Consider the following 22,178-nt stretch of genomic DNA (forward strand, 5'->3'; position numbering starts at 1 on the left):
AATAAAAATCTATTCAAATAAAGCTTAAAATACTTTAGCTTTGCATTTCTCAAATTTAATAAAAAATAAGTTTAGGTCACGATATTACTCAATAGTTATAAACAATTTTATGTCAATAATTACCCTTACTACCGATTACGGCTTGAAAGACCACTTTGTAGGTGCGTTGAAGGGGAAAATATTATCAGAGTATTCTGAAGCCACTATTGTAGACATTTCACATGACATTGACCCATTCAACACTGCAGAAGCAAGTTACATCATTTCTGCCTCTTATGCAAGTTTTCCAAAAGGAACTGTTCATATCATAGGAGTCGATTTAGAATCTAATAAAGAAAACCAACATATTGCCATGCAATGGAACGATCATTTCTTTATTTCTGCTGATAATGGCATCTTAAGTATGCTTACGGAAAAGATAATTCCTCAAAAAATAGTCGCGATAACCATTCATGATCGACTACATAGCGATGCTACCGATCTGGATGCCTTTGTAAAAGTAGCTTGCCATATTGCAAAAGGTGGTGTGCTAAATGTAATAGGTAAAGAGATTAATAATCTGAAACAGGTTACCGATTTACAAGTTACATTTTCTGACGATGGGATTTTATTGAAAGGTAATGTCATTTATATCGACCATTTTGGAAATGTAGTTACTAACATTTCCAAAAAGCAATTTATAGAAGCAGCCAAAGGAAGACCCTTTGAAATTGTTTTTAACAGGATTACAATAAAAGCCATTCTACCTTATTATTCTGCTATTGCTAGTTCTGATAAATATCCTATAAAGTATTATGAAGGTGAAAAGTTAGCTATTTTCAATGAAGCCGGTTTTCTTGAAATTGCCATTTTCAGAAGCAATCCATTAACTGTAGGTTCCGCAAGTACATTACTTGGACTAAACTACAGAGATGTAGTTTCTATACGGTTTAAAAATTGAGATTTTTAATTATAGCTAGAAAACAAAAATGACTAACAAAGAAACTTTAATTTTCTCAAATAAAAATTAAAAAAATATTCGGCTTGTAACATCAAAAAAACTAAAATTTGCAATCTAAAATCTAAAATCCCAATATGTTTGTACGAATAGTCAAATTGAGTTTTCACAAGGAAAATATTCCTGCATTTCTGGAAAACTTTGAATTAATGAAAGATAAAATAAGAAATGCTCCGGGAAATCGTTTCCTGGAACTGTATCAAGATAAAAACAACGAAAGTATATTTTTCACCTATAGTTATTGGGAAACCGAAGCTGATTTGGAAAATTATCGAAATTCTGAGCTTTTCAATACTGTTTGGACATTCACCAAACAATTATTCAATGCAAAACCTGAAGCTTGGAGTGTAGATAAATTAGTAAGTTTGCAGTAAGCTGAATTTCAGAAAGCAGTTTTTCAAATATTATAGAAAAAAGCTTAACGTCTTTGTGGCAAATAATTAATAATAAATAGCGCCTTAACGGCAACAAAAAACATGAAGTCAATCGTATTACGAGAAATAAAATCCTTTTTTGGTTCACCGATCGGATATTTGGTAATTGCTCTTTTCTTGATTGGAAACGGCTTATTCCTTTGGGTTTTCGAAGGGGAATATAATATTTTAAATACTGGTTTTGCCGATCTAACACCATTTTTCACCTTAGCTCCCTGGATATTAATCTTCTTGATTCCTGCTGTAACCATGCGCAGTTTCTCCGATGAGAAAAAGCAAGGTACACTCGAATTGTTGCTAACAAAACCTATTAGTCTTTGGGAAATTGTAAACGGAAAATTTTTGGGTGCTTTTCTATTAATCGTAATGGCTATCATCCCGACTTTTATTTATGTAGAAGTAATTTGGAATCTTGGTTCTCCTGAAGGAAATATCGACATGGGAAGCACCTTAGGGTCATATTTCGGACTGTTATTCTTAATTGCAGCTTATTCTGCTATCGGAATTTTTACGTCATCAATTTCAGAAAATCAAATTGTTTCGTTTATCATTGCGGTTTTTTTATGCTTCTTTTTTTATTTTGGATTTCAAGGGTTAGCAAGCATTTTGCCTAGCTTTTCATCTTTTATTTCTTATTTCGGAATGCAAGATCATTACAAAAGTATGAGCCGAGGTGTTATAGACACAAGAGATGTAATCTATTTTATTAGTATTGCAGTTTTGTTCCTTTCTTTTACAATCTTCAAATTAAAATCTATTAAATCGTAATGAAAGCATTCAATATAAAAAACGCCAAATCTTTATTGATTACTGTTGCGGTAGTTTTACTTTTAAACATCATTAGCAATTTCTTTTTTCACCGTTTTGATTTAACCCAAGACCATCGTTATACCCTATCTCCTACCACTTTAAAGATAATTAAAGACGTAAAGAATCCTTTATCTATAAAAGTGTATCTACAAGGAGAATTACCTGCTGAATTCAAACGATTACAGTTGGAATCCAAACAACTTTTAGAAGAATTTCAAGCCTATAATTCTAATATCATTATCGAATTTGTTGATCCGTTGGAAAACAAAGACGAGAGTATGGACAACATTAAAGAATTGTATCGAAAAGGACTCACTCCAATAAACATAACAGTTGACGACAAAGGTAAACAATCACAATCCATGGTTTTTCCTTGGGCAATTGCTGTTTATAACAATAAAGAAGTAAATATTCCATTGTTGAAAAACATCATGGGAGCTTCTACCACTCAAAAAGTTATCGGGTCTGTACAGCATCTTGAATATTCTATTTCTGATGGAATCAACAAAATAGCAAAAGAGAAGCAAAAGAAAGTTGCCATCATAAAAGGAAATGGAGAACTCGAAGAACGACACATTGCCAAATTCCTAATGCAAGTACGCGAAAGTTATTTCATTGGTCCGTTTACTTTGGATTCGGTTGCCAAAAACCCAGAAGGAACTTTAAAATCCTTACAAAATTATGATTTAGCGGTCATTGCCAAACCAACAGAAGCTTTTACCGATGAAGAAAAACTGGTTTTAGATCAATTCATAACCCATGGAGGAAAAACCCTTTGGCTTATCGATCAAGTCAATGCCGAAATGGACAGTCTTTACAATCCTTCTGGAGCAACTTTAGCATTTCCAAAAGACTTAAATCTAAATGATTTATTATTTAAATACGGAGTACGAATCAATCCTGATTTAGTCAAAGATGAGCAAGGTAGCCCGATAAAACTGGCTAGTGGAGAACAAGGAAGCGGAACTCAGTATCAGGATTTCAACTGGAAATTTGCACCTCAGGTATATCCTATCAGCAAACATCCGATTGTAAAAAATCTGGGAGGTATCAAATTTGATTTCGCCAATGCAATGGATACTTTGAAAAACGGAATTAAGAAAACAGTTCTATTACAGTCATCTGCTTATTCTAAAAGAATAGGAACTCCAGTAGAAATTAATCTGAATATGGTTTCAGAACAAACTTCTCCGGCAGATTATCTCAACAAAGGAAACATCCCGTTAGCCGTTTTATTAGAAGGTTCTTTTCATTCTATGTTTGAGAATCGTATTTTACCTTTCGAAGACAAATCTTTTCTAGCCAAAGGAAAAGAAAGTAAAATGATTGTGATTTCGGATGGAGATATTCTAAAGAACCAATTGGATAAAACAGGACAACCTGTAGAATTGGGCTATGACCAACGATCTGGTAATCTATACGACAACAAAGATTTTATGATGAATTGTGTTAATTATCTATTGGATGACACCGGACTTATTAACATTCGAAGCAAAGATTTGGATTTACCATTATTGGACAAAGAGAAAGTATATGAGAACTATACCTTTACACAGTTCCTAACTATCGGGCTTCCAATTCTAATTTTGTTCTTATTTGGCATTGCATTTACATTCCTTAGAAAAAGAAAATACAGCAAATAGATGTTAATAAAAAATTTGCAATACTAGAATAGTTTACAATATATTTGTAAAGTGTATTCAAATTTTATTTAAAAAAAGTACACCATTAATAACAAAACAATACAGATGAAATTTATAGTATCGAGTTCGTACTTATTAAAACAATTACAAGTTTTAGGTAGTGTTATCAACAATAACAATACTTTGCCAATTTTGGATAACTTCTTATTTGAATTAAATAATAGCGAATTAACTGTTTCGGCATCCGATTTGGAGACTACAATGTCTGCTACATTGTCTATCGACTCAACCAGTAAAGGAAGTGTTGCAGTACCTGCAAAATTATTGTTGGAAATCCTTAAAACCTTTCCAGAACAACCCTTAACATTCACAGTTGAAGAAAACAGTACTATAGAAATTAGTTCTAACTCAGGAAAATATGCGTTAGCGTATGCTCCAGGAGAAGAATTCCCGAAATCTGTAAGCTTAGAAGAACCATCAGTAACATTGGTACCGGCAGATGTTTTGGCAACTGCTGTTAGCAAGACTATCTTCGCAGCTGGAAACGACGATTTACGTCCGGTTATGTCTGGGGTTTTCTTCCAATTTTCTCCGGAAGGTTTAATTTTTGTAGCTACAGATGCTCACAAATTAGTAAAATATGCTCGCTCTGATGTAAAAGCATCACAAGTAGCTGAGTTTATTATGCCAAAGAAACCTTTGAACATTTTAAAAAGTATCCTAAGCACCTCAGATGCTGAAGTAAAAATAGAATACAACGATTCGAATGCTACTTTCTCTTTTGACAACTATATTTTATTATGTCGTCTAATTGATGGAAAATATCCGAATTACGAAGCGGTTATCCCTAAAGAAAATCCAAACAAATTGATGATGGATCGTTCTCAATTCTTGAGTTCAGTACGTCGTGTTGCTATTTTCTCTAACAAAACAACACACCAAATTCGTTTGAAAGTTGCTGGAGCCGAATTGAACATTTCTGCAGAAGACATCGACTACTCAAACAAAGCAGAAGAAAGATTGACTTGTGATTACCAAGGAGATGATATGCAAATTGGTTTCAATTCACGCTTCTTAACAGAAATGTTGAACAACCTTCAATCTGATATGATAATGCTCGAAATGTCATTACCAAACAGAGCCGGAATCCTAACTCCTGTAGACGGACTAGAAGATGGCGAAACCGTAACAATGCTTGTAATGCCAGTAATGCTAAATAGCTAGTTACTTCAAAATACTAAACTAACCAAAACCATTTTTATAACTGAAAAAACCGAAATTCCTAACCAGAGTTTTGGTTTTTTTTTGGACTTATTCCATAAATAACTAGCTCCAATCATTAACGCAAGCTACGTCATTGCGAGGTACGAAGCAATCTCATACCGTATATTGATTTCTATTGATTCACTTTGTTTGCTCAGGTTAGTGAGGTTGCTTCGTTCCTCGCAATGACTTTGAGTATATGACTTTACTTAATTAAAATCACTCGGTCATTATGTTTTTAATTTCATCAAATAAATCTTTCCAAGTTGGATTCATTGAACGAATTAAATCATTTTTAGCTTGTCTTGAGCCTGCCTTAATTTGTTTCTCTCGAGTTATTGCATCTTCAATCCACTGAAACTGTTCGTAATAAACCAATACATTCACATCATAACGTGCTGAAAACGAATTTGGATTTCTTTTTTCTTTGTGTTCTAAAACCCTTTGAGGAAGATTTGAAGTAACCCCAGTATAAACCACAGTTTGGTATTTATTCGTAATTATGTAGACAAATCCTGGTTTCATACTTATAATTTGTTAATGAGGTTATTTTTTTCTTTAGTGTTTTGTGTCCTTGCGAAGAACGAAGCAATCACACTAGCCAGAGCAAACAAAGTGATTCAATAGTGATATACGTTATGAGATTGCTTCGTCCCTCGCAATGACTAACTATGTTTGAAAACTAAAGACGCTCTAAATAACTCCCATTTTTTTCATTAGGAAAGTGGCGCTTTTGTTTTTACAAATGCCATCTCGAAGGGTGTAATCAAAATGCAATTCATTGTTACTAATTTCAACTTCAAAACATTTGTTGGTTAGAATATTAGGATACTCATTAGTCGTTAGACAAACTTCTATGTCGTGTGTAGCTATGGCTCCAATGGCTTTTTTAGCAATTACTTTTTTCACCACTTCAATCGTTCCGTTTCGCTTATCATCAGAGTTGGTACCTCTCAAGATTTCATCTAAAAGGACAAAAGCAGAATTAGCTTCGAGCTCATCCATGATTTGTTTTAAACGTTTGATTTCGGCAAAGAAATAAGATTCACTATCTGATAACGAATCAGAAAGTCGCATAGATACTAAAACTGGTAATGGGTGTACATTTGCCTGATTTGCACACACCACAGATCCCATTCCTGAAAGCACCATATTTATTCCTAAACTACGCAAGAAAGTACTCTTACCAGACATATTAGAACCCGTTAAAATCATAAATGATTGTGGCTGAAACTGCACCTCATTCCCTACTCTTGTGACTGGATTCAACAAAGGATGACTTAAATTAGAAAAATCAATCTCATAATTAGAATTCAAAGTTGGATACACAAAATCAGGGTTATTATACGAGAAGTTAGCCAAACTGTTGAGCATTTCAAATTCACCTATTACCTCCAACCATTCTTCTAAAACAACGGCATGTTGCTTTTTCCAAACAATCAAGGATTTCAATACATGCAGATTAAAAAGAAATGTTCCGTTAAATAATAAACCTGTTACAAAGTTCCCGATGCTATCCATTCTAGAAAACAACTCCGCCAACTGTTCAAGATGCACACTCGCTTTCTGATTTTTGAAACTCAACTTTTGCTGTAAAGCAACTAATTTTTCTGATTGGAAACTTTCATTTTCAATTTTCTGTACCAGTAGACCATATTGACTGATAATCAAATTGATGTTATCTGCCTGAACAATTTCTAATTTGATTCGCTTTAGGAAACTCCCCAAAATCATCAAATTACAAATAAACAAAAAAGACAAATAAGAAAGAAAAACTGTATTTGAGCTTATTAAATATCCCAAAACACAACTTAAAAATAGCGATGGGAACAAATAGGAAATAAAGACTACCCCTTTTGACAAGGGCTTACTATTAAAGACGCTCCATTGCAGTAAAGTTTTATAAAGCGTTTCATTATCCTGACCTACTTTGGCAAAAGCCAAAAACTCCTGACGCCAATTTAATTTCTCTCTTAATTCCTGTACTGCTTCATGATTTTTTACTATTTCATCATTTGGCAAAAGCTTTAATAATTTTTCACTCAGGTTTTTTTTACCAATAAAAGTGGCTGTTCTATTTAAATTTTGAAATAAGGAGTGTTCCCCAAAAATATCTAAATCATAAGCATATGGATGATGGAAATCGTTGAATTCTGCACCATTTTCAAAAGGAATCGATTTTCGTTCCAAATACGCTATCTCATTTTCATTTATCTCGACAAGAGCATTTTTAATCTTTCTCTGAAACGATAATTTAGAATGGATTCTCATCAAAATAATAAAACTAGCAAACAGTAGAATTGCCACTATGACAAATACTGATTCGCTAGTTTTTAAGTAGTAAAATAAGCTTCCTAAAAAAAGTAAAATACTAATAAGTCTAAGAAAACTTATACTATTGTATTTCGTATTGATTGATTTTAATTCTTCCGAATAGTTTTTGCTATTGCTTTTATATACTTCCATCTTTTGCTTTAATGATACACAAATGTAGGGAAAGTCAATATTAATTTCAATCCTAATATCAATAGCTATTTAAATAAACAATCTAACTTCATTATTTTCTCTTTGTTTTCTAAATCCTTAATTCTGTATTCTGAAATTTATCCTTCGTGCATTGCCAAGACTGGTACAATTGAAATATTAGCTAATTTTTGAGTCAGGCTTGGATTGAATAATTCTGAGAAAAAATTTCTTTTATGGGTTATCATTGCCAAAATATCAATGTTTTTGTGAGATACGAAATCCAAAATAGTTTCTTTGACATGATCGCTCAAAGTAACTGAAAATTGTACAGGTTCATTTTCGAATTCGGTTTTCCATTCGTTAATAATTGCATCTGAAACATCAGACTTATTTGTTTTGACATACAAACATTTTACTATAGCATGTGTTTTTTTTGCAATTTTAATGACTTCTCTTAGTGCAGCTTTATCTTTTTCTCTAAAACGGGTTGTAAAACCAATTATCTCTATCTTAGCGAATTTGGCCTCAATTGGGACACTTAAAACCGGAACATCAACTGTAGTTACCACTGCTCCTGTATTAGAACCTACAAAAAAGGATTCCCATCCCGTAGAGCCAGAAGTTCCCATGACTATAAAATCTATTTTTTCATCATTAACAGCACTTTTTATCGCATAAATCAGATCTCCATCCATGAGTTTATGACTAAGTTTAATGTGGTCAAGATTCCGCTTTTGTGCTATTTCACGAAGTTTTGGAATTTCCTCTTTGAACATATCAAATTGTGCCAATTGTATGGAATCAAAAATCTTATAATAGTTTTCCGGAATAAATTGATTGTCAACAACTGGTAAATCAAAAGTATGTAATAAAATAAGTTCTCCATTCACAAGTTTTGCAAATTCTAATGCATGTACAAAAGCATTATTGGCAACTTCGGAAAAATCGGTGGGGAATAAAATCTTTTTCATTACTATATGAATTAAGGGTTTAATTTTTGGTAAACAATTCTGAATTTTAGCTTAAACTATTACGGAATTAACCGTAAATATTTCCTCGTTATGTCAACAATTGCTTGTTTTGCAGGTTACACATGAGCGATTACTTCACCAAATAGCCCTACAATTTCATAATTTAGTAAGCTCAATGAACGGATAGAATTGGGATGTTAATATGAAATGTCAATTTTTTGGAAAGACTTACTTCAAAAAGTTTTTCAAAAAAACCTCTGTGTCGTTCGTGAATGGCAATCATATTTATATTATTTTTTTCGATAAAGTTTAAAATCACTCCTTCTATATCATTACTCAACTCAGAATGAAAAGCAATGTCATGCTCTTTGAAAATATTCTTAAAATCTACCACAAAATCGTCTTTATAAACTGTATGTGGTGGCTTTATATTGAGGCAATCAATGTGTGAATGAAAAAAACTGGCAAAAACCTGAACTTTTTTTAAAGGTTCGATGTCATCCATGTTAAATTTTGTGGCAAACAATATCTTATCAATAGGCTGATATTTGCATTTTTCTGGTACAGCCAAAACCGTTGCATTACATTCGCTCATTATTTTTGTAGTCACATTCCCTAGAAATATTTCCCTCAAATGGGTTACTCCCCTTGTTCCCATGACAATAAAATCTGTATTCTCTTTTTTTGATAATGCTACCACTTCCTTTACTAAATAGCCTTGAATAAGTACATTACTGATCTTTATATGCGAAAGATCATTAGCTTCGGCAATGCTTCTCAGAATAGGCACTTCATCTTTATAATTTTCGAAATCACTTAATTGTTCATACTCATAAATCTCTCTTAAATAAATGGAAACATCTAAATAAGCTGGTGAATCTAATTCATAAACATGAAGCGTAATAATCTCCGCATCTATGGCATCGGCAAGCTTTAAAGCATAAATAAATGCATTTTTAGAAGCATCAGAAAAATCAGTAGGGAACAATATTTTCTTCATAATCACCTTAATTAATTACATATCAATATTTTATATAAAGTTACAAAACTTATAAAAAGAAAGCATGATAATTATCATTTTGATTTATAATTAATAAAAAAATACTGGTTAGAGAATAACCAGCAGTAATTAGCCAAAATAATCATTAACAATGTCTATCATAATTCTGAACATATCATCCTAAAGCATATTGTTAAGAATTCTATTTTTCACAAATCACTATAGGCTCAAAAGTTGTAAGTTTTGCTTACTTTTGCATAAATTTTTTATTATGATCCAAAACGATTCTATAGTAGCCTTAGCCACCCCTTCGGGAGCGGGAGCCATTGCCGTAATTCGAATTTCTGGCGAAGATGCCATTACTATTGGGCACTCTGTTTTTCGATCCGTAAAAAATAAAGATTTAAGACTCCAAAAATCCCACACGCTTCATTTAGGACAAATTGTTGATGGACAAAAAATGCTTGACGAAGTTTTGGTTTCAGTTTTCAAAGGTCCAAATTCATATACAGGCGAGAATACGATTGAAATTTCATGTCACGGTTCGACTTATATTCAGCAACAAATTATTCAGTTACTATTGCGAAAAGGCTGCAGAATGGCCGATGCTGGAGAATTTACTTTAAGGGCTTTCTTGAACGGTAAGTTGGATCTTTCACAAGCCGAGGCTGTAGCCGATTTGATTTCATCAGATAATGAAGCATCACACCAAATTGCAATGCAACAAATGCGTGGAGGTTTCTCTAACGAGATTGCAAAACTACGTGAAGAACTGTTAAATTTTGCTTCGCTCATTGAGCTAGAATTAGATTTTGCCGAAGAAGATGTTGAATTTGCCGACAGAACTCAGTTTCATGAATTATTGAACCGAATTGAGTTTGTTCTCAAACGATTAATTGATTCGTTTGCTGTGGGGAATGTTATCAAAAACGGAATTCCGGTAGCCATTGTTGGTGAACCCAATGTTGGTAAATCTACACTACTGAATGCTTTACTGAATGAAGAGCGTGCTATCGTATCGGAAATTGCAGGAACAACCCGTGATACAATTGAAGACGAATTAGTAATTAGCGGTATTGGTTTTAGATTTATCGATACTGCTGGAATACGAGAAACAGCTGATGTTGTAGAAAGCATAGGAATCAAAAAAACATTCGAAAAAATAGAACAGGCGCAACTTGTTATTTACTTGATGGATAGTTTAAAGTTTCAGGTTTCAAGTGGCGATTTCGTTATTGAAATTGAGAAAATAAAAAACAAATATCCTCTAAAGCAAATTTTAATTGTTGCTAATAAAATAGACCAACTAAACGACGAGGAAATTTCAGCAATACGTCTTCAACTTGAAACTTTAAACTTGAAACAAATTTTTCTAAGTGCCAAAGAGAAATTGGGTGTTGATGAACTTAAAAATCAGTTGCTTTCATTTGTAAACACTGGTGCTTTACGTAATAACGAAACCATCGTAACCAACACCAGACATTACGATTCTCTACTCAAAGCATTAGACGAAATTCAGAAAGTTAAATTCGGACTTGAAACTAATCTGTCTAGCGATCTTATGGCGCTTGACATCAAAGAAGCTTTATACCAATTCGGGATGATTACCGGACAGGTCACTAATGACGAGCTGTTGGGGAATATCTTTGCTAATTTCTGTATAGGCAAATAACCTATGCAAATCATCACAAAATAAAACAAACAAAAACACATTAATCCCTTTTAAAATAAGGGGTTTTTTATTTTAATGCAAATTTTAAATTTGTGATATTTTGTTATTTTTTACTATTTTTTGTACCCTATTTGTACCTCATAAATATATTTTTACTATTTTTGAAATATAAAGCGAAATTATGTCCCTTATTTACCCTTAATTCCACTTATTTCGCCTTATATCCTTTTAATACCACTAAATATGAGTTCAAATATTATAGTAAAAAGAATATGTGATTATTGTAAAAATGTCTTTGATGCTAAAACAACAAAGACTAAATATTGCTCACATATTTGTAACAGCAGAGGTTATAAGTTAAATCAAAAATTGAAAAAAATTGAAACGAGCGACATAGAAACAAAATCAAAAATTTCAAATTATGTTGTGGATGTAAATTCAAAAGATTTTTTAACTGTTAATGAAGCATCTACACTACTGAATATGTCTTCCAAAACTGTTTATAGATTAATTGAGCAAAAAGAATTAAATGCTTTCAATTTTTCGGTTAGAAAAACACTAATTAGAAGAAAAGATATTGATAGTTATTTTGAAAATAATTTGATAGCCTCAGATTATGTCAACCCTAATAGAGAAAACGAGATAAACCGAGACAATTCATACACCATTAATGAAGCTATTGAAAAATTCAATATTTCAAATGGAGCATTATATAACATTATAAAAAAACATAACATCCCAAAAAAGAAGAGTGGAAAATATACGCTTGTAAAAAGAGAGGATCTAAACAAAATTTTTCAATAGCCGATTATGAGCAGAGTAACATTAAGAGAAAAAAAATTGAGTACTGGAAAGATAAGTCTTTATTTAGACTACTATCCTCCTATCATTAATCCTAAAAATGGAACGGAAACTCGTAGAGAATTTTTAAAGCTATACTTATTTAGTAACCCGAAAACAATAGAAGAAAAAAAGAAGAATACTGAAAATTTAAACCTTGCTGAAATAATCAGATCCAAAAGAAATGTTCAACTCAAAAACAAAGAATTTGGTTTTAAAGACAACGTTGTATTAAATATTAATTTTATAACTCTTTATAAAAGTGTTGTTGACGACTATTTTAATTCTGGTAGTGAATCCAATTATAATTCGTGGAAAGCTTCTTTAAACCATTTAGAAAATTTCAGTGGAGGTACAATATTATCGAAAAATCTAAACCTCGATTATATAAAAAAATACAGAGCCTATCTCTTAAATGCAAAAAGCACGAGAAATTCAAAAACTGAAAAAAAGCTCGCAAAAAATACTGCCTCATCTTATTTTAAGAATTTTATAGCTGTCTTAAAGATAGCCTACAAACAAAATTTAATTGAAAAAAACTTAGCCGAAGATGCTGAATACATTAAAGAAGAAGAGACCCATAGAGAGTATTTAACCGAAGAAGAAATTTCTTTGTTATGGAAAACCGAAATCAAAATTGAGAAAGTAAAATATATGGCAATTTTTTCGGCTTTGAGTGGATTGCGTTTTGTAGATATAAATAATCTTTATTGGGAGAATATATACAAGGACAAACATCAAGGGTATTACATATCACTAAGAGAAGAAAAGACAAAATCTATAAAAAATCATCCAATTTCTGATACTGCTTACAATATTTTAAAAACACAAAAAACTGATATTGGTCTTGTATTTGGAGGAATTCAATATTCTCAAATAACCAGACCTTTAAAAGAATGGATTAAAAAGTCTGGGATTAAAAAGAAAATTTCATTCCATAATTTTAGGCATAGTTACGCAACCTTACAACTTGCAAATGGAACAGATATATATACCGTATCAAAATTATTAGGTCATAAAAATGTTTCTACAACACAGATTTATACCAAAGTAATGGACAAAAATAAAATTGAAGCTGCTAATCGAATAAACATTGAACTTGATGGATTATCTTAATATTTACAATTCAAATTACAATAGAGCATATAGAATTGGAGAAAGTTTTTCAAAACACAAATTAATACAATTCAACAAGGAAAGTTTATCCTTTGGCAATGCTTTCAATACTACACGGGAATTAATTGAAAATTTTGAAAAAAAGTTTTCAATTAATAAGGAGCATCAACTCTCAGAACTTAAATATGTTTATCAAAATTCCCTACGTAATTACTCAAAAAATGTAATTGAATTGGTATTGAAAAATGAGGTAAGGAAAGCCTTTTTAAAACTCTCTTTAGACATTCAAAATACCAATTATACCCTTGAATCATTTATAAAAGAATTAGCTATACATAATGCGATCAATGAATTATTAAGATTATTTAATAATTATTCTGACTTATTTAAAATGATGTATAATAATGATTATTTTGATTCGTTTGAAATAAAAGACTATAGTCCCATTGATTTTAGGGATTCAAAAAATTATACCGATTTATTAAAAAAATTTTATCCATTAAAAAAATCTTCTGAAACATATTCAGAAAGTTTTTTTATCCCCTATTCTGACAATATTAATTGTAATATTATTTATGATTCAGAAGACAACATTACGTCTTTTAATGAAAAAGAGAAAGCTTTTTTACTTCACTCAATCTATAAAATCATTGAAGAATCCAAAGCAAATACAAAACTAAATAATACTGAATTTTATAAAGTATTATCAATAGTAAATTTAAAAGATGATTCTTGTTTAGTAAGTGATAATTACAAAAACTCCGATTATTATAGAATATTAAGCGGGGGCTTAGAAAAAATAAGTTTAGACATTAAAATTCAAGATAATTTTATTGATATTTTAATTTCAAAAACAAGAGAGTTAAAACTCAAAAATATAACAAAGTATCTATCAGAAAAAAGTACTTTTTTAAAAGCTTCAATTGCAAGAAACAATAATAAAGCAAAATAACACTAAATTTCACTTAAAATTTCCACACGCCAATTTATCCTTTTTCTCTAAAATTTGATTTTAAGATTCAGATTTTAGAGAAATTTTCATCTTATATTCCTAAAAAAAGCTAATAAAATTAGTAGTTCACGAGTGTTTTTTCAAACACACTAAAAAACACAAAAACGAACACACATTTTCTGAATCAATTTTGAAGTATGAAAAATCAACAAATTTTTATGCTCTCAGAAGAAGGAATAAAAGTACTTGCAGAGCAAATCACGGAGAACATTAAAAAGGCAATGAATCCCTCTAATTCTTCAACAGAGGATGTCTTTATGAACATTGATGAAACGGCTAAACTTATCAATTTAACCAAACCCAGTATTTATGGATTAGTTCATCAAAACAGAATCCCATATCATAAAAAAGGGAAGCGTTTATACTTCTTGAAATCACAAATCATTGATTGGTTAAAATCAGGCAAAAATGAATCTAAAGATGATATAGAATCTAAAGCCAATGAGTATTTAATGAAAAACCAACTATTTAATCGTTAATCTAAAGTGACTTTTACCTATGGATGTAAAAAATCTTAAAGATATTGATGATAGAATTGGAAACGCTTTTAAAACAAACAAAGAAATCGCAATTAATCAATTGGAACAAATAATTTCCAAAATGCCAATTGAAATCAAAACACTAATTAATGATGCGTTTGTTTTAAAAAGGATTCCGAAAGAATATTTATTAAGTTCAATATTATTTGCTTACAGCAATGCTTGTGGTCTTGCTTTTTCAATAAAAGCGATGGGATATATAAATTATGCCAATTTATATTTTTCTATAATTGGAAGTCGTGGAGATATTAAATCCCCAGCAATGGATTTAGCAACATTTCCTTTGGTAAAATATGACAACGATAAATATAAAGAGTTCAAAAAAAACAATATCGAATTAGAAGAAACTGAAAAAAGCGATAGGAAACAGCTATTTCTTCAAGATGCCACAATTGAATCGGCAGTTTTTACGCACTATAAAAACAAATACTCGATTGGAATTTTCATTGATGAACTCTATTTCATTATCGAAAAAATGGCAAATAAAAACAGTACGGAGGGCACAGCTTGGAGAACTTTCTTTTTGCAGGGAAATACTAATAAGTACATTGATATATCACGTAAAACAACAGAAAGTTTTAGAATTGAAAAATCATATCCAACTTTATTAGGTTCAATTCAAAATCAATTTGTTCCGAAACTATTTGCAGACGGAAATTTAGAAAGCGGATTAATCGACCGAATTCTTTTTACTAACAAATTAACAATGAACAATAGATTATCAATAAATGATATTTCAAATGAAGTATTTGAAAACTATTCTAAATCCTTAATCAACCTTCTTAATTATCGTACTGAAATAGAAAACACTTTTGAAATGGACGATTTACAGATAGAACTTGATTCAAATGCCAATAAACGTCTTTTTGATTATTCACAAGAATTAATAAATCGTCAAAATGCAGTAAATGATTTAAGTAAAGAATACATTTCAAAAATGATGATTAATATTCACAAAGTAAGCCTTTTAACCCACTTAATTTTAAATTCCAAAAGACAAGCCTACCAAAGTAAAATCAATACTGAAACCATTGAAATTGCAATCCTGATTCTTGAGTTTTATTTTATAAACTTCAAAATTGTTTTAGATGAAAATATCAACCAAAAAGAAAAATTACCAACTACTGAAGATATTATCAGATTAGCAATAAAAAACAATGCCAGTCAAAAAGATGTTGTAGCGATTACTGGAATGAATAAATCATCAATATCAAGAAAATGGAATAACGAATTGATGCAACTTGCAACTTGAGATTAAAGCATAAAACCTCTAAACAGCTAATAAAAACAGTACTTAACAATGATTGATAAAAATATTGCGAGTTGCAGGTTGCAAACCAAAAACCAAATAGTTATGCTTCAAAAAACCAAATTAGAACTTACATTTAACTCAAAAAGAGATTATAAATTAATTACGCCTTGTTGTGGTAGAAATAATACAGACGGGAAATTCATCAACTATAAAAATCTAAGTCAAGAGTATGGTTTTTGTCATTCTTGCGGAAAAGCTTCATTACCTCCTACTATATATGTTGATAAAAACGGAAACGAATATATTTGGAATGAACTAGAAAGTAAATTTCAAACGGATTTAATTCTTTCTAAAAAAAACATAATAAATCCACCAAAAATAACGGTTCAAAAATTCATAAATGAATCAATAATTTGGCAATATTTTAAAATAAATCCCGAAAACAATCTTCTACAATATTTACGCAAAACGTATGGAGATATAAAAACAGAAGATGCAAAAGAAACCTATGCTTTAGGCACAAGTAATGACGGAGGTATTATATTTTGGAGCATAAACAGTAATTTGAAAGTTCAAAAAGCCAAAATAGCTTACTATGGTACAAACGGTAAACGGACTAATAAATTTAAAGTTCCTTATAAAAATGAAGATGGATATTTCAACTGCTTATTTGGTGAACATTTGGTTTATGATGAAATTAAAGCAAAGAAAACAATTATATTAACTGAAAGTGAAAAAACAGCTATTATAGGTTATATTCTATTTCCTCAATATGTTTGGGTGGCTTATGGTGGAATTAACGGATTAACCGAAAATAAAGTAAGCCCTTTAATTGGTCATAATGTCTTAATCATTCCCGATATGAGCGAAAATGCCGTCAGTATAATTTTAAATAAAATACCATTTCTCATTTCATTGGGAATCAATGTCAAAATATGGGATATGACCGAAAGTAAAACTGACGAGCAATTAAAACTTGATGGGATTTACAATAACGATTTGGAAGATGTTTTTAGAAAAATAATTATTTAGCCATTTTTTATAATCATAAATCATTGCAAAACCTTTGCAATGCCATTGCAATTATGACAGTCTTTTGACTTGTCTAGAAATGTAGCTTCATCAAGAGGTAATAGCTCAATTGCAATTTTTAGTATTTGTGCAATATAGATTTTTGAACCTACCCGAGTTTAATTTTTAGTCTGCTTAAAATTTAAATGGCAAAGGTTTTGCAAAACCTTTGCAAAACCTTTGGTTCATATTATCTTTTTCTTTCAAGTTTTTAATAATGTCTCTGCAAAACTAATCTCAGCAAGAGTGTCTTTTTTAATATCTAATTTAATCAATTTTGAATTTGTTCTTAACATGAGATGTTTGTTTGTAAACAATCGTTTTGTAATAGCAATATAAATGAGTATAAATTATTAATTCGTACTTTCTTTGTTGCGATGTATATTGACGATTTATCATCATATGAATATGACTCATCAAAAAGTTTGATAGCGAAATTTGCAAATTATTTTTGATAGTTGGAGCCAGTTTATTCAACTGGCTTTCTCTTTTTTCTATAGTAGCGTATATTTCAGGATATTCATTTTGTGCGGTTCCACTAAGAAAAGCTGTTATATCCTTAGACAATTCCTGATATTGTCTGCTCATAGCTTTTTTTAAATTTGTATCTGCATCAAACTCTTTTTTGAAAAAAGTCTGTAATTCATCCATTAGTTTCATTCTGTCGGCGTTTGTTAATGAGAATGAATTGAGAAAACGATCAATAGCGAGAAAACTAAAAAGCAATTGCATTTCTTTTTTTAAAAAAGATGATTTAAGAGATAAGTAGCGTAACATCATTTCGCTATCCTGATAAAATAAAGTTTCTGATTCAGTTATAGTTTGTTCACCATATCGTTCTAATTCTCTTTGATAAGTGTCTGTTTGTACTTTCCAAATAGTATTTTCTTGAAGCAAAAAGTTTAAAATAGGATATAATCTTGAAATAATGATAGGCATATTCTCCAAATTTTCACTGTAAAACCGAAGCCTGATGTGTTCATCGGGGTCTTTGTATCTAATAAAAAACCATTTTTGGATTCTTTTTTCAGTTTTTAATTCTTGAATAATAGGGTATAATTTTTCAAGTAAAATGATATCGGCAGTCTTAACTCCAGTGTATATTTTATAATACAGCCATTCGCTTCCTATGCAAAAATCTCTTTTCATATTTTAGGCATGCTCTTTATTAAATGAGAGTATAATTTGATTGGCAAGGTCTTCACCATTTTTATTTTTAGTAACCGATTCTTCCGTAAATAAAAATTCTTCTAAGATAATTGTGTTGTGATTTTGTGTCGACTTTAGAAATAATTGTATACCAATTTCTTTTTCAAAATCAATTAAAAGAGTATTGTCAAAGTGTACCCAATTTGCAAATCTTGAAATGTTTCGTTTCAATCTCCAGTTCGTAAATGTTTCCAAAAGAGAAGAGTCGGTTTTAGTATAAAAAGAGTCTATTTCTTTTTGGGTTACTTTCCATTTTGCTTTCGAGAGGATGATGTCTTTGTATGTGACTCTAGGAAAATAGCTATAATGAGTTTCTAAAACTCCCCAAGAGAAGCTATAAATCGGTTTTATGTTTTGTGATTGCAAATCACTTAAAAAATGATAAATAGGCAATGATTTATTGGAATAGTTATGTGCATTTGATAAACATGGGAGCACTTCTTTATTGTGTTTTTTAGATCGCAAAACAACAGTGTTTTTTTTGATTGAAATCATTAAATCTTCTAACTCGATTTGATGTTTTTTATTTACTCCTGAGTTAGATAAATAGGCTATTTCATAGTCTCTTAAAACAGGTCTTCTTAGAATATTACCAGTTCGTGATTCTGGTATGTGAACGATCTCAGCAAGAATCTTGTCTGAATGATAGTTAGATTCTTTTTTGATGATTTCTTTTGTCAAATTATGAATTTCAGTATTCCCATTACAAAAGCGCCCTAATAATTTTGCAGCACTAATACCACCCGATGATTCTATAGCAATAAGTTCTTTATTCTCTTTTTTAAAATACTCAATCATTACAGAAAAAGTAGTAGGTGCATTATTCCAATTGGGATCAAAATCTGGAAAATCTTTTTCAGAAAGAGTTAATGTAGCTCTGTTTTTTTGCAGGCACTCTTGCATTTTTTTTTCTAAAATAGAGTCAAAAGCAGTCCAGATTTCATTTTTATCATCTGCAATTTTACTGTTGAATAAAAATTTATCCAAGAGATCATGAGTGTCATTCATCTCTGAATTTTGAATATAGCCAATTCCTGTCTCCGTGTCTAAAACAGTGGTTAATGGCATTTCTCGTGATTCATATCTTTTGGTAAATGACTTTATAAAGTTGGCATGATTTAAATATGCTTTAGGCTTTTGGATTCCGTTTAAAAACCGAATGGCTTGCAGTACTTTTTTAGGAACGGTATCGCTTAGTATATTTGAAGCAGTAGCAGTATTTAAGTCGGTCTGAAAAAGGTACTTTTCATCATATTCGACATTTAAATTTTGAATTCCTTTTTTGATGTTTTCGTATTTTTTTTCGGAAGGAATTAGATTTTCATCTAATGCTGCAAACTGTTGTTGTATTCTTTGCAAAAGTTCGCAATCTTTTTTTAACGCTGGAATTTTATTTAGAATAGCAAAAATGCTGTTCCAATCGTCATTGCCAGTTACAGTACCATCCAATTCGCTTACTAGAAATTGAAAATCGATAAGCTGATTTATATATTCTAAAGCTTGTTCTGTTTCAGAATCATCATCGGCTAGAAGATTAACCATTTCATGAACAGTCATACCTGATTTGGTTTGGGACAATAAGAGAGCCAGTAAATCGGATTTTCGTATTGCCGAAATACTGTGTTCTCTTTTCGTTTTTATGTATTTGTATTCTACATATCTATAAAAATCACCAAGCTGATAAATAGAATTATTAGGATAAAATTTAAGCAGTGGTATAACTTCTTTCCGTTTGGCTAAATTTTGTAAAAGAGCTACCCAAAATTGCATGTCGAATTGCGTGTGACGAGCGTAAAATTCTGGGCATTCGAGTATAATGTTTGTTTCTTCGGCTATTTTGCCAACAGTGCAACCCGCAAATAATCCAAAAGGTGTACAACGGGCAGACATTCTAGCTAAATATTTTAAAAAGCTGATTTCTAGAGCTTTCTTTTTTTTATCAGATATGCTTGAAGGATTCGATTTCCATTTGTCTAAAGCCACAATTAGTTCTGGAGAAGCTAAATAGATAGCTTCTCGGATATAGAAATTTTCAAGCTGTAATAATAAGTGTTCTTGAGAGTAGTTCTCCAATACCTCTTTATAGAAAGCGATGGGAAATAAAGGCGTCCTTAAAACATAATGCTGAAAAGGGAGAACGTTGTATTTGTTCATTATTTTTTATGCTTGCTCACTTTCTCAGCCATTAGCATGGCATTATACACATTTAAGACTTTTCCTGATTTAGATAGTTCTGAAAAAGGAACTTTTTTATCTTTTGTACCAGGAACAATAACTTCTAAATCATAAGGAGTACCTGAATCCATAATAATTTGTTTGACCTCAGTTGCGGTAAGTTTAGGATAATACGACCAGATTAAAGCAGCGGTTCCAGAGACCATAGGTCCTGCTAATGAAGTCCCTGAATCTGTTTTATAGACATTTCCCGCTCCTGTGGTGTATATTTCATCTCCAGGAGCAAATAAATCTACATTTTGTTTCCCATAATTTGTAAAACGAGATACAAACATACTATTCAATTTTAAGGAAATCGAACCCACATTGATAAAATTGCTACAAACTTCTTTTGAGCCGTCAAAACAATTATCGCTAGGATAGTATGGATTTTCATCAACATTAAATTTATTATTTCCTGCACTGTGAATGAGTAAAACATTGTGCTCTTCGGCATATTTGAAGGCTTCAAAAACCCATTCTTTATGTAGAGAGAATTCTTTACCGAAAGACATATTGATTATTTTGGCACCATTATCTACAGCATAACGCACTGCCATAGCAATATCTTTGTCATTCTCATCTCCAGAATAAGAGATGTTTAAAGGCATGATTTTTACATTGTCGGAAATTCCTTTTATTCCTTTATTATTTGTCCTGTTTGCAGCTATAATACCTGATACTTTAGTACAATGGTCTTGAATAGTTCGATGATTGGTTTTATTATTAGAAATGTTATTATTCCCATATCCTTTTTCTAAAATTTTAGGATTGTCACCTAAAGAAGTGCGTTCATTAAAATTTATATTCAAATTTTTATTGAGTATTGAATCTGCTTGAGTTTCATTTTCTTTTACATCTTCCAAAGAGTGTTCATTGAAATCTAGCCTTGCTTTCATAAAACCTATCATTGCTCCAATATCCCAGTCTCTGTCTTCTCGCCTTTGTCTAAATGTTTTGTCATTTATTTTATACTTTTTATACATACTATCCAATTGTTGGTAGGTATAATCTTCTTTTGGGAAATAATGTTTTAAGCTATCTTTGGCTATTGGATAAGTAAGAACACTATAGTTTAATGATTTTAACCAGTTTTTGTAATAATTAATCTCTTTTTCAAGTATTTTTTGTGCTCTAAGGTATTCTTTATAATTTGAAAGTTCTTGAGCAGTAATTTGGCTCTCTATTTTATCTTTATATAGAGTTTCCCATTCTCTAACAATTCTTACATATTCGAAATTTCCCCATACTATATAACCTCCGCTCTTTGTGCCCGTAAAGCTCCAACCATTGATATCATCTATATAACCATTTTTGTCATCATCGATACCATTGTTTGGAATCTCATTAGGGTTCGTCCAGATTTTTTCTTGTAGATCCTCATGTTTTAAATCAATTTGGGTGTCTATTATAGCTACAATAATATCTTTACTTTTGGGTTTCTTTTTATTTTGAGCATACCATTTATCTAGAGAAATACCTGGAATAGTGTCTTGTCCATAATCTTTTTGATACCACGTTTGTAAGATTAATGGGGTAACCTTTTTTTTAGCAGTCAAATTGGTATAGGAATTATAGGCTTCCTTTGAAGACTTGCAACTTGCGAAGAATAGTAAAATAAATAAAAAAGAATAGATGAATTTCATAAACAAAAATATTAGAAGAACTG

The 22,178-nt window shown here is 30.9% G+C and carries 19 protein-coding genes; 12 read left to right on the forward strand and 7 right to left on the reverse strand.

Annotation, left to right across the window (positions count from 1 at the left end):
• The first annotated feature begins 109 nt into the window (after positions 1–109).
• The 5 genes from OZP08_RS14650 to dnaN all read left to right on the forward strand — a co-directional run bounded on the left by OZP08_RS14650 (position 110) and on the right by dnaN (position 5,108).
• Entirely contained in the window at positions 110–940 is an 831-nt protein-coding gene (locus tag OZP08_RS14650) for an SAM hydrolase/SAM-dependent halogenase family protein (RefSeq protein WP_268846829.1), read from the forward strand.
• A gap of 134 nt (positions 941–1,074) precedes the next feature.
• Positions 1,075–1,371 (forward strand): putative quinol monooxygenase, encoded by a 297-nt coding sequence (locus OZP08_RS14655; protein WP_268846830.1) that lies wholly within the window; start codon positions 1,075–1,077, stop codon positions 1,369–1,371.
• A gap of 102 nt (positions 1,372–1,473) precedes the next feature.
• Positions 1,474–2,199: a gliding motility-associated ABC transporter permease subunit GldF gene (gene gldF / locus OZP08_RS14660; protein WP_268846831.1), complete on the forward strand. Its 726-nt coding sequence runs from the start codon at positions 1,474–1,476 to the stop codon at positions 2,197–2,199.
• A complete protein-coding gene (gene gldG / locus OZP08_RS14665) occupies positions 2,199–3,884 on the forward strand; it encodes a gliding motility-associated ABC transporter substrate-binding protein GldG (RefSeq protein ID WP_268846832.1) in 1,686 nt (561 codons plus the stop codon). Before gldF ends, gldG begins: the two co-directional genes overlap by 1 nt.
• A gap of 105 nt (positions 3,885–3,989) precedes the next feature.
• The gene (gene dnaN / locus OZP08_RS14670) at positions 3,990–5,108 is read left to right on the forward strand and encodes a DNA polymerase III subunit beta (protein ID WP_268846833.1); all 1,119 of its coding nucleotides are present in this window, start codon (positions 3,990–3,992) and stop codon (positions 5,106–5,108) included.
• 258 nt (positions 5,109–5,366) lie between these two features.
• Here the strand turns inward: dnaN and OZP08_RS14675 are convergent, their stop codons facing one another.
• The 4 genes from OZP08_RS14675 to OZP08_RS14690 all read right to left on the reverse strand — a co-directional run bounded on the left by OZP08_RS14675 (position 5,367) and on the right by OZP08_RS14690 (position 9,584).
• A complete protein-coding gene (locus OZP08_RS14675; protein WP_268846834.1) occupies positions 5,367–5,672 on the reverse strand; it encodes a GIY-YIG nuclease family protein in 306 nt (101 codons plus the stop codon).
• Between the two features lie 168 nt (positions 5,673–5,840).
• Complete coding sequence (locus tag OZP08_RS14680) at positions 5,841–7,613, reverse strand: MutS-related protein (protein WP_281322192.1); 1,773 nt, start codon at positions 7,611–7,613, stop codon at positions 5,841–5,843.
• 137 nt (positions 7,614–7,750) lie between these two features.
• Positions 7,751–8,584, reverse strand: a complete 834-nt coding sequence (locus OZP08_RS14685) for a universal stress protein (RefSeq protein ID WP_268846835.1) — start codon at positions 8,582–8,584, stop codon at positions 7,751–7,753.
• Between the two features lie 172 nt (positions 8,585–8,756).
• Positions 8,757–9,584, reverse strand: coding sequence for a universal stress protein (locus OZP08_RS14690; RefSeq protein WP_281322193.1), 828 nt, complete (start codon positions 9,582–9,584; stop codon positions 8,757–8,759).
• A 271-nt stretch (positions 9,585–9,855) separates the two neighbouring features.
• On the opposite strand from OZP08_RS14690, the gene mnmE reads away from it, so the two are divergent.
• The 7 genes from mnmE to OZP08_RS14725 all read left to right on the forward strand — a co-directional run bounded on the left by mnmE (position 9,856) and on the right by OZP08_RS14725 (position 17,047).
• A complete protein-coding gene (gene mnmE / locus OZP08_RS14695) occupies positions 9,856–11,256 on the forward strand; it encodes a tRNA uridine-5-carboxymethylaminomethyl(34) synthesis GTPase MnmE (RefSeq protein WP_268846838.1) in 1,401 nt (466 codons plus the stop codon).
• 369 nt (positions 11,257–11,625) lie between these two features.
• On the forward strand, positions 11,626–12,060 hold the full coding sequence (locus OZP08_RS14700; RefSeq protein ID WP_268846839.1) for a helix-turn-helix domain-containing protein: 435 nt from the start codon (positions 11,626–11,628) through the stop codon (positions 12,058–12,060).
• Between the two features lie 6 nt (positions 12,061–12,066).
• A complete protein-coding gene (locus OZP08_RS14705) occupies positions 12,067–13,212 on the forward strand; it encodes a tyrosine-type recombinase/integrase (RefSeq protein ID WP_281322194.1) in 1,146 nt (381 codons plus the stop codon).
• 238 nt (positions 13,213–13,450) lie between these two features.
• Positions 13,451–14,164 carry a hypothetical protein gene (locus tag OZP08_RS14710; protein WP_281322195.1) on the forward strand — a complete coding sequence of 238 codons (714 nt, stop codon included), beginning with the start codon at positions 13,451–13,453 and terminating at the stop codon, positions 14,162–14,164.
• Positions 14,165–14,361: 197 nt separating this feature from the next.
• Positions 14,362–14,703 (forward strand): helix-turn-helix domain-containing protein, encoded by a 342-nt coding sequence (locus tag OZP08_RS14715; RefSeq protein WP_268846842.1) that lies wholly within the window; start codon positions 14,362–14,364, stop codon positions 14,701–14,703.
• 19 nt (positions 14,704–14,722) lie between these two features.
• Entirely contained in the window at positions 14,723–16,015 is a 1,293-nt protein-coding gene (locus tag OZP08_RS14720) for a DUF3987 domain-containing protein (RefSeq protein ID WP_281322196.1), read from the forward strand.
• Between the two features lie 48 nt (positions 16,016–16,063).
• Complete coding sequence (locus tag OZP08_RS14725) at positions 16,064–17,047, forward strand: DUF6371 domain-containing protein (protein ID WP_281322197.1); 984 nt, start codon at positions 16,064–16,066, stop codon at positions 17,045–17,047.
• Positions 17,048–17,353: 306 nt separating this feature from the next.
• Here OZP08_RS14725 and OZP08_RS14730 read toward each other — a convergent pair whose 3' ends face one another.
• Genes OZP08_RS14730 through OZP08_RS14740 form a run of 3 tightly spaced genes read right to left on the reverse strand, consistent with a single transcriptional unit; the run spans position 17,354 to position 22,155 of the window.
• The gene (locus tag OZP08_RS14730; RefSeq protein WP_281322198.1) at positions 17,354–18,235 is read right to left on the reverse strand and encodes a thiopeptide-type bacteriocin biosynthesis protein; all 882 of its coding nucleotides are present in this window, start codon (positions 18,233–18,235) and stop codon (positions 17,354–17,356) included.
• A gap of 3 nt (positions 18,236–18,238) precedes the next feature.
• Positions 18,239–20,449, reverse strand: coding sequence for a lantibiotic dehydratase family protein (locus tag OZP08_RS14735; RefSeq protein WP_281322199.1), 2,211 nt, complete (start codon positions 20,447–20,449; stop codon positions 18,239–18,241).
• A complete protein-coding gene (locus OZP08_RS14740; protein ID WP_281322200.1) occupies positions 20,449–22,155 on the reverse strand; it encodes a S8 family serine peptidase in 1,707 nt (568 codons plus the stop codon). The genes OZP08_RS14735 and OZP08_RS14740 overlap by 1 nt, the downstream gene beginning before the upstream one ends.
• Positions 22,156–22,178 lie beyond the last annotated feature (23 nt).

The organism is Flavobacterium aestivum, from assembly GCF_026870175.2.
GTDB lineage: Bacteria > Bacteroidota > Bacteroidia > Flavobacteriales > Flavobacteriaceae > Flavobacterium > Flavobacterium aestivum.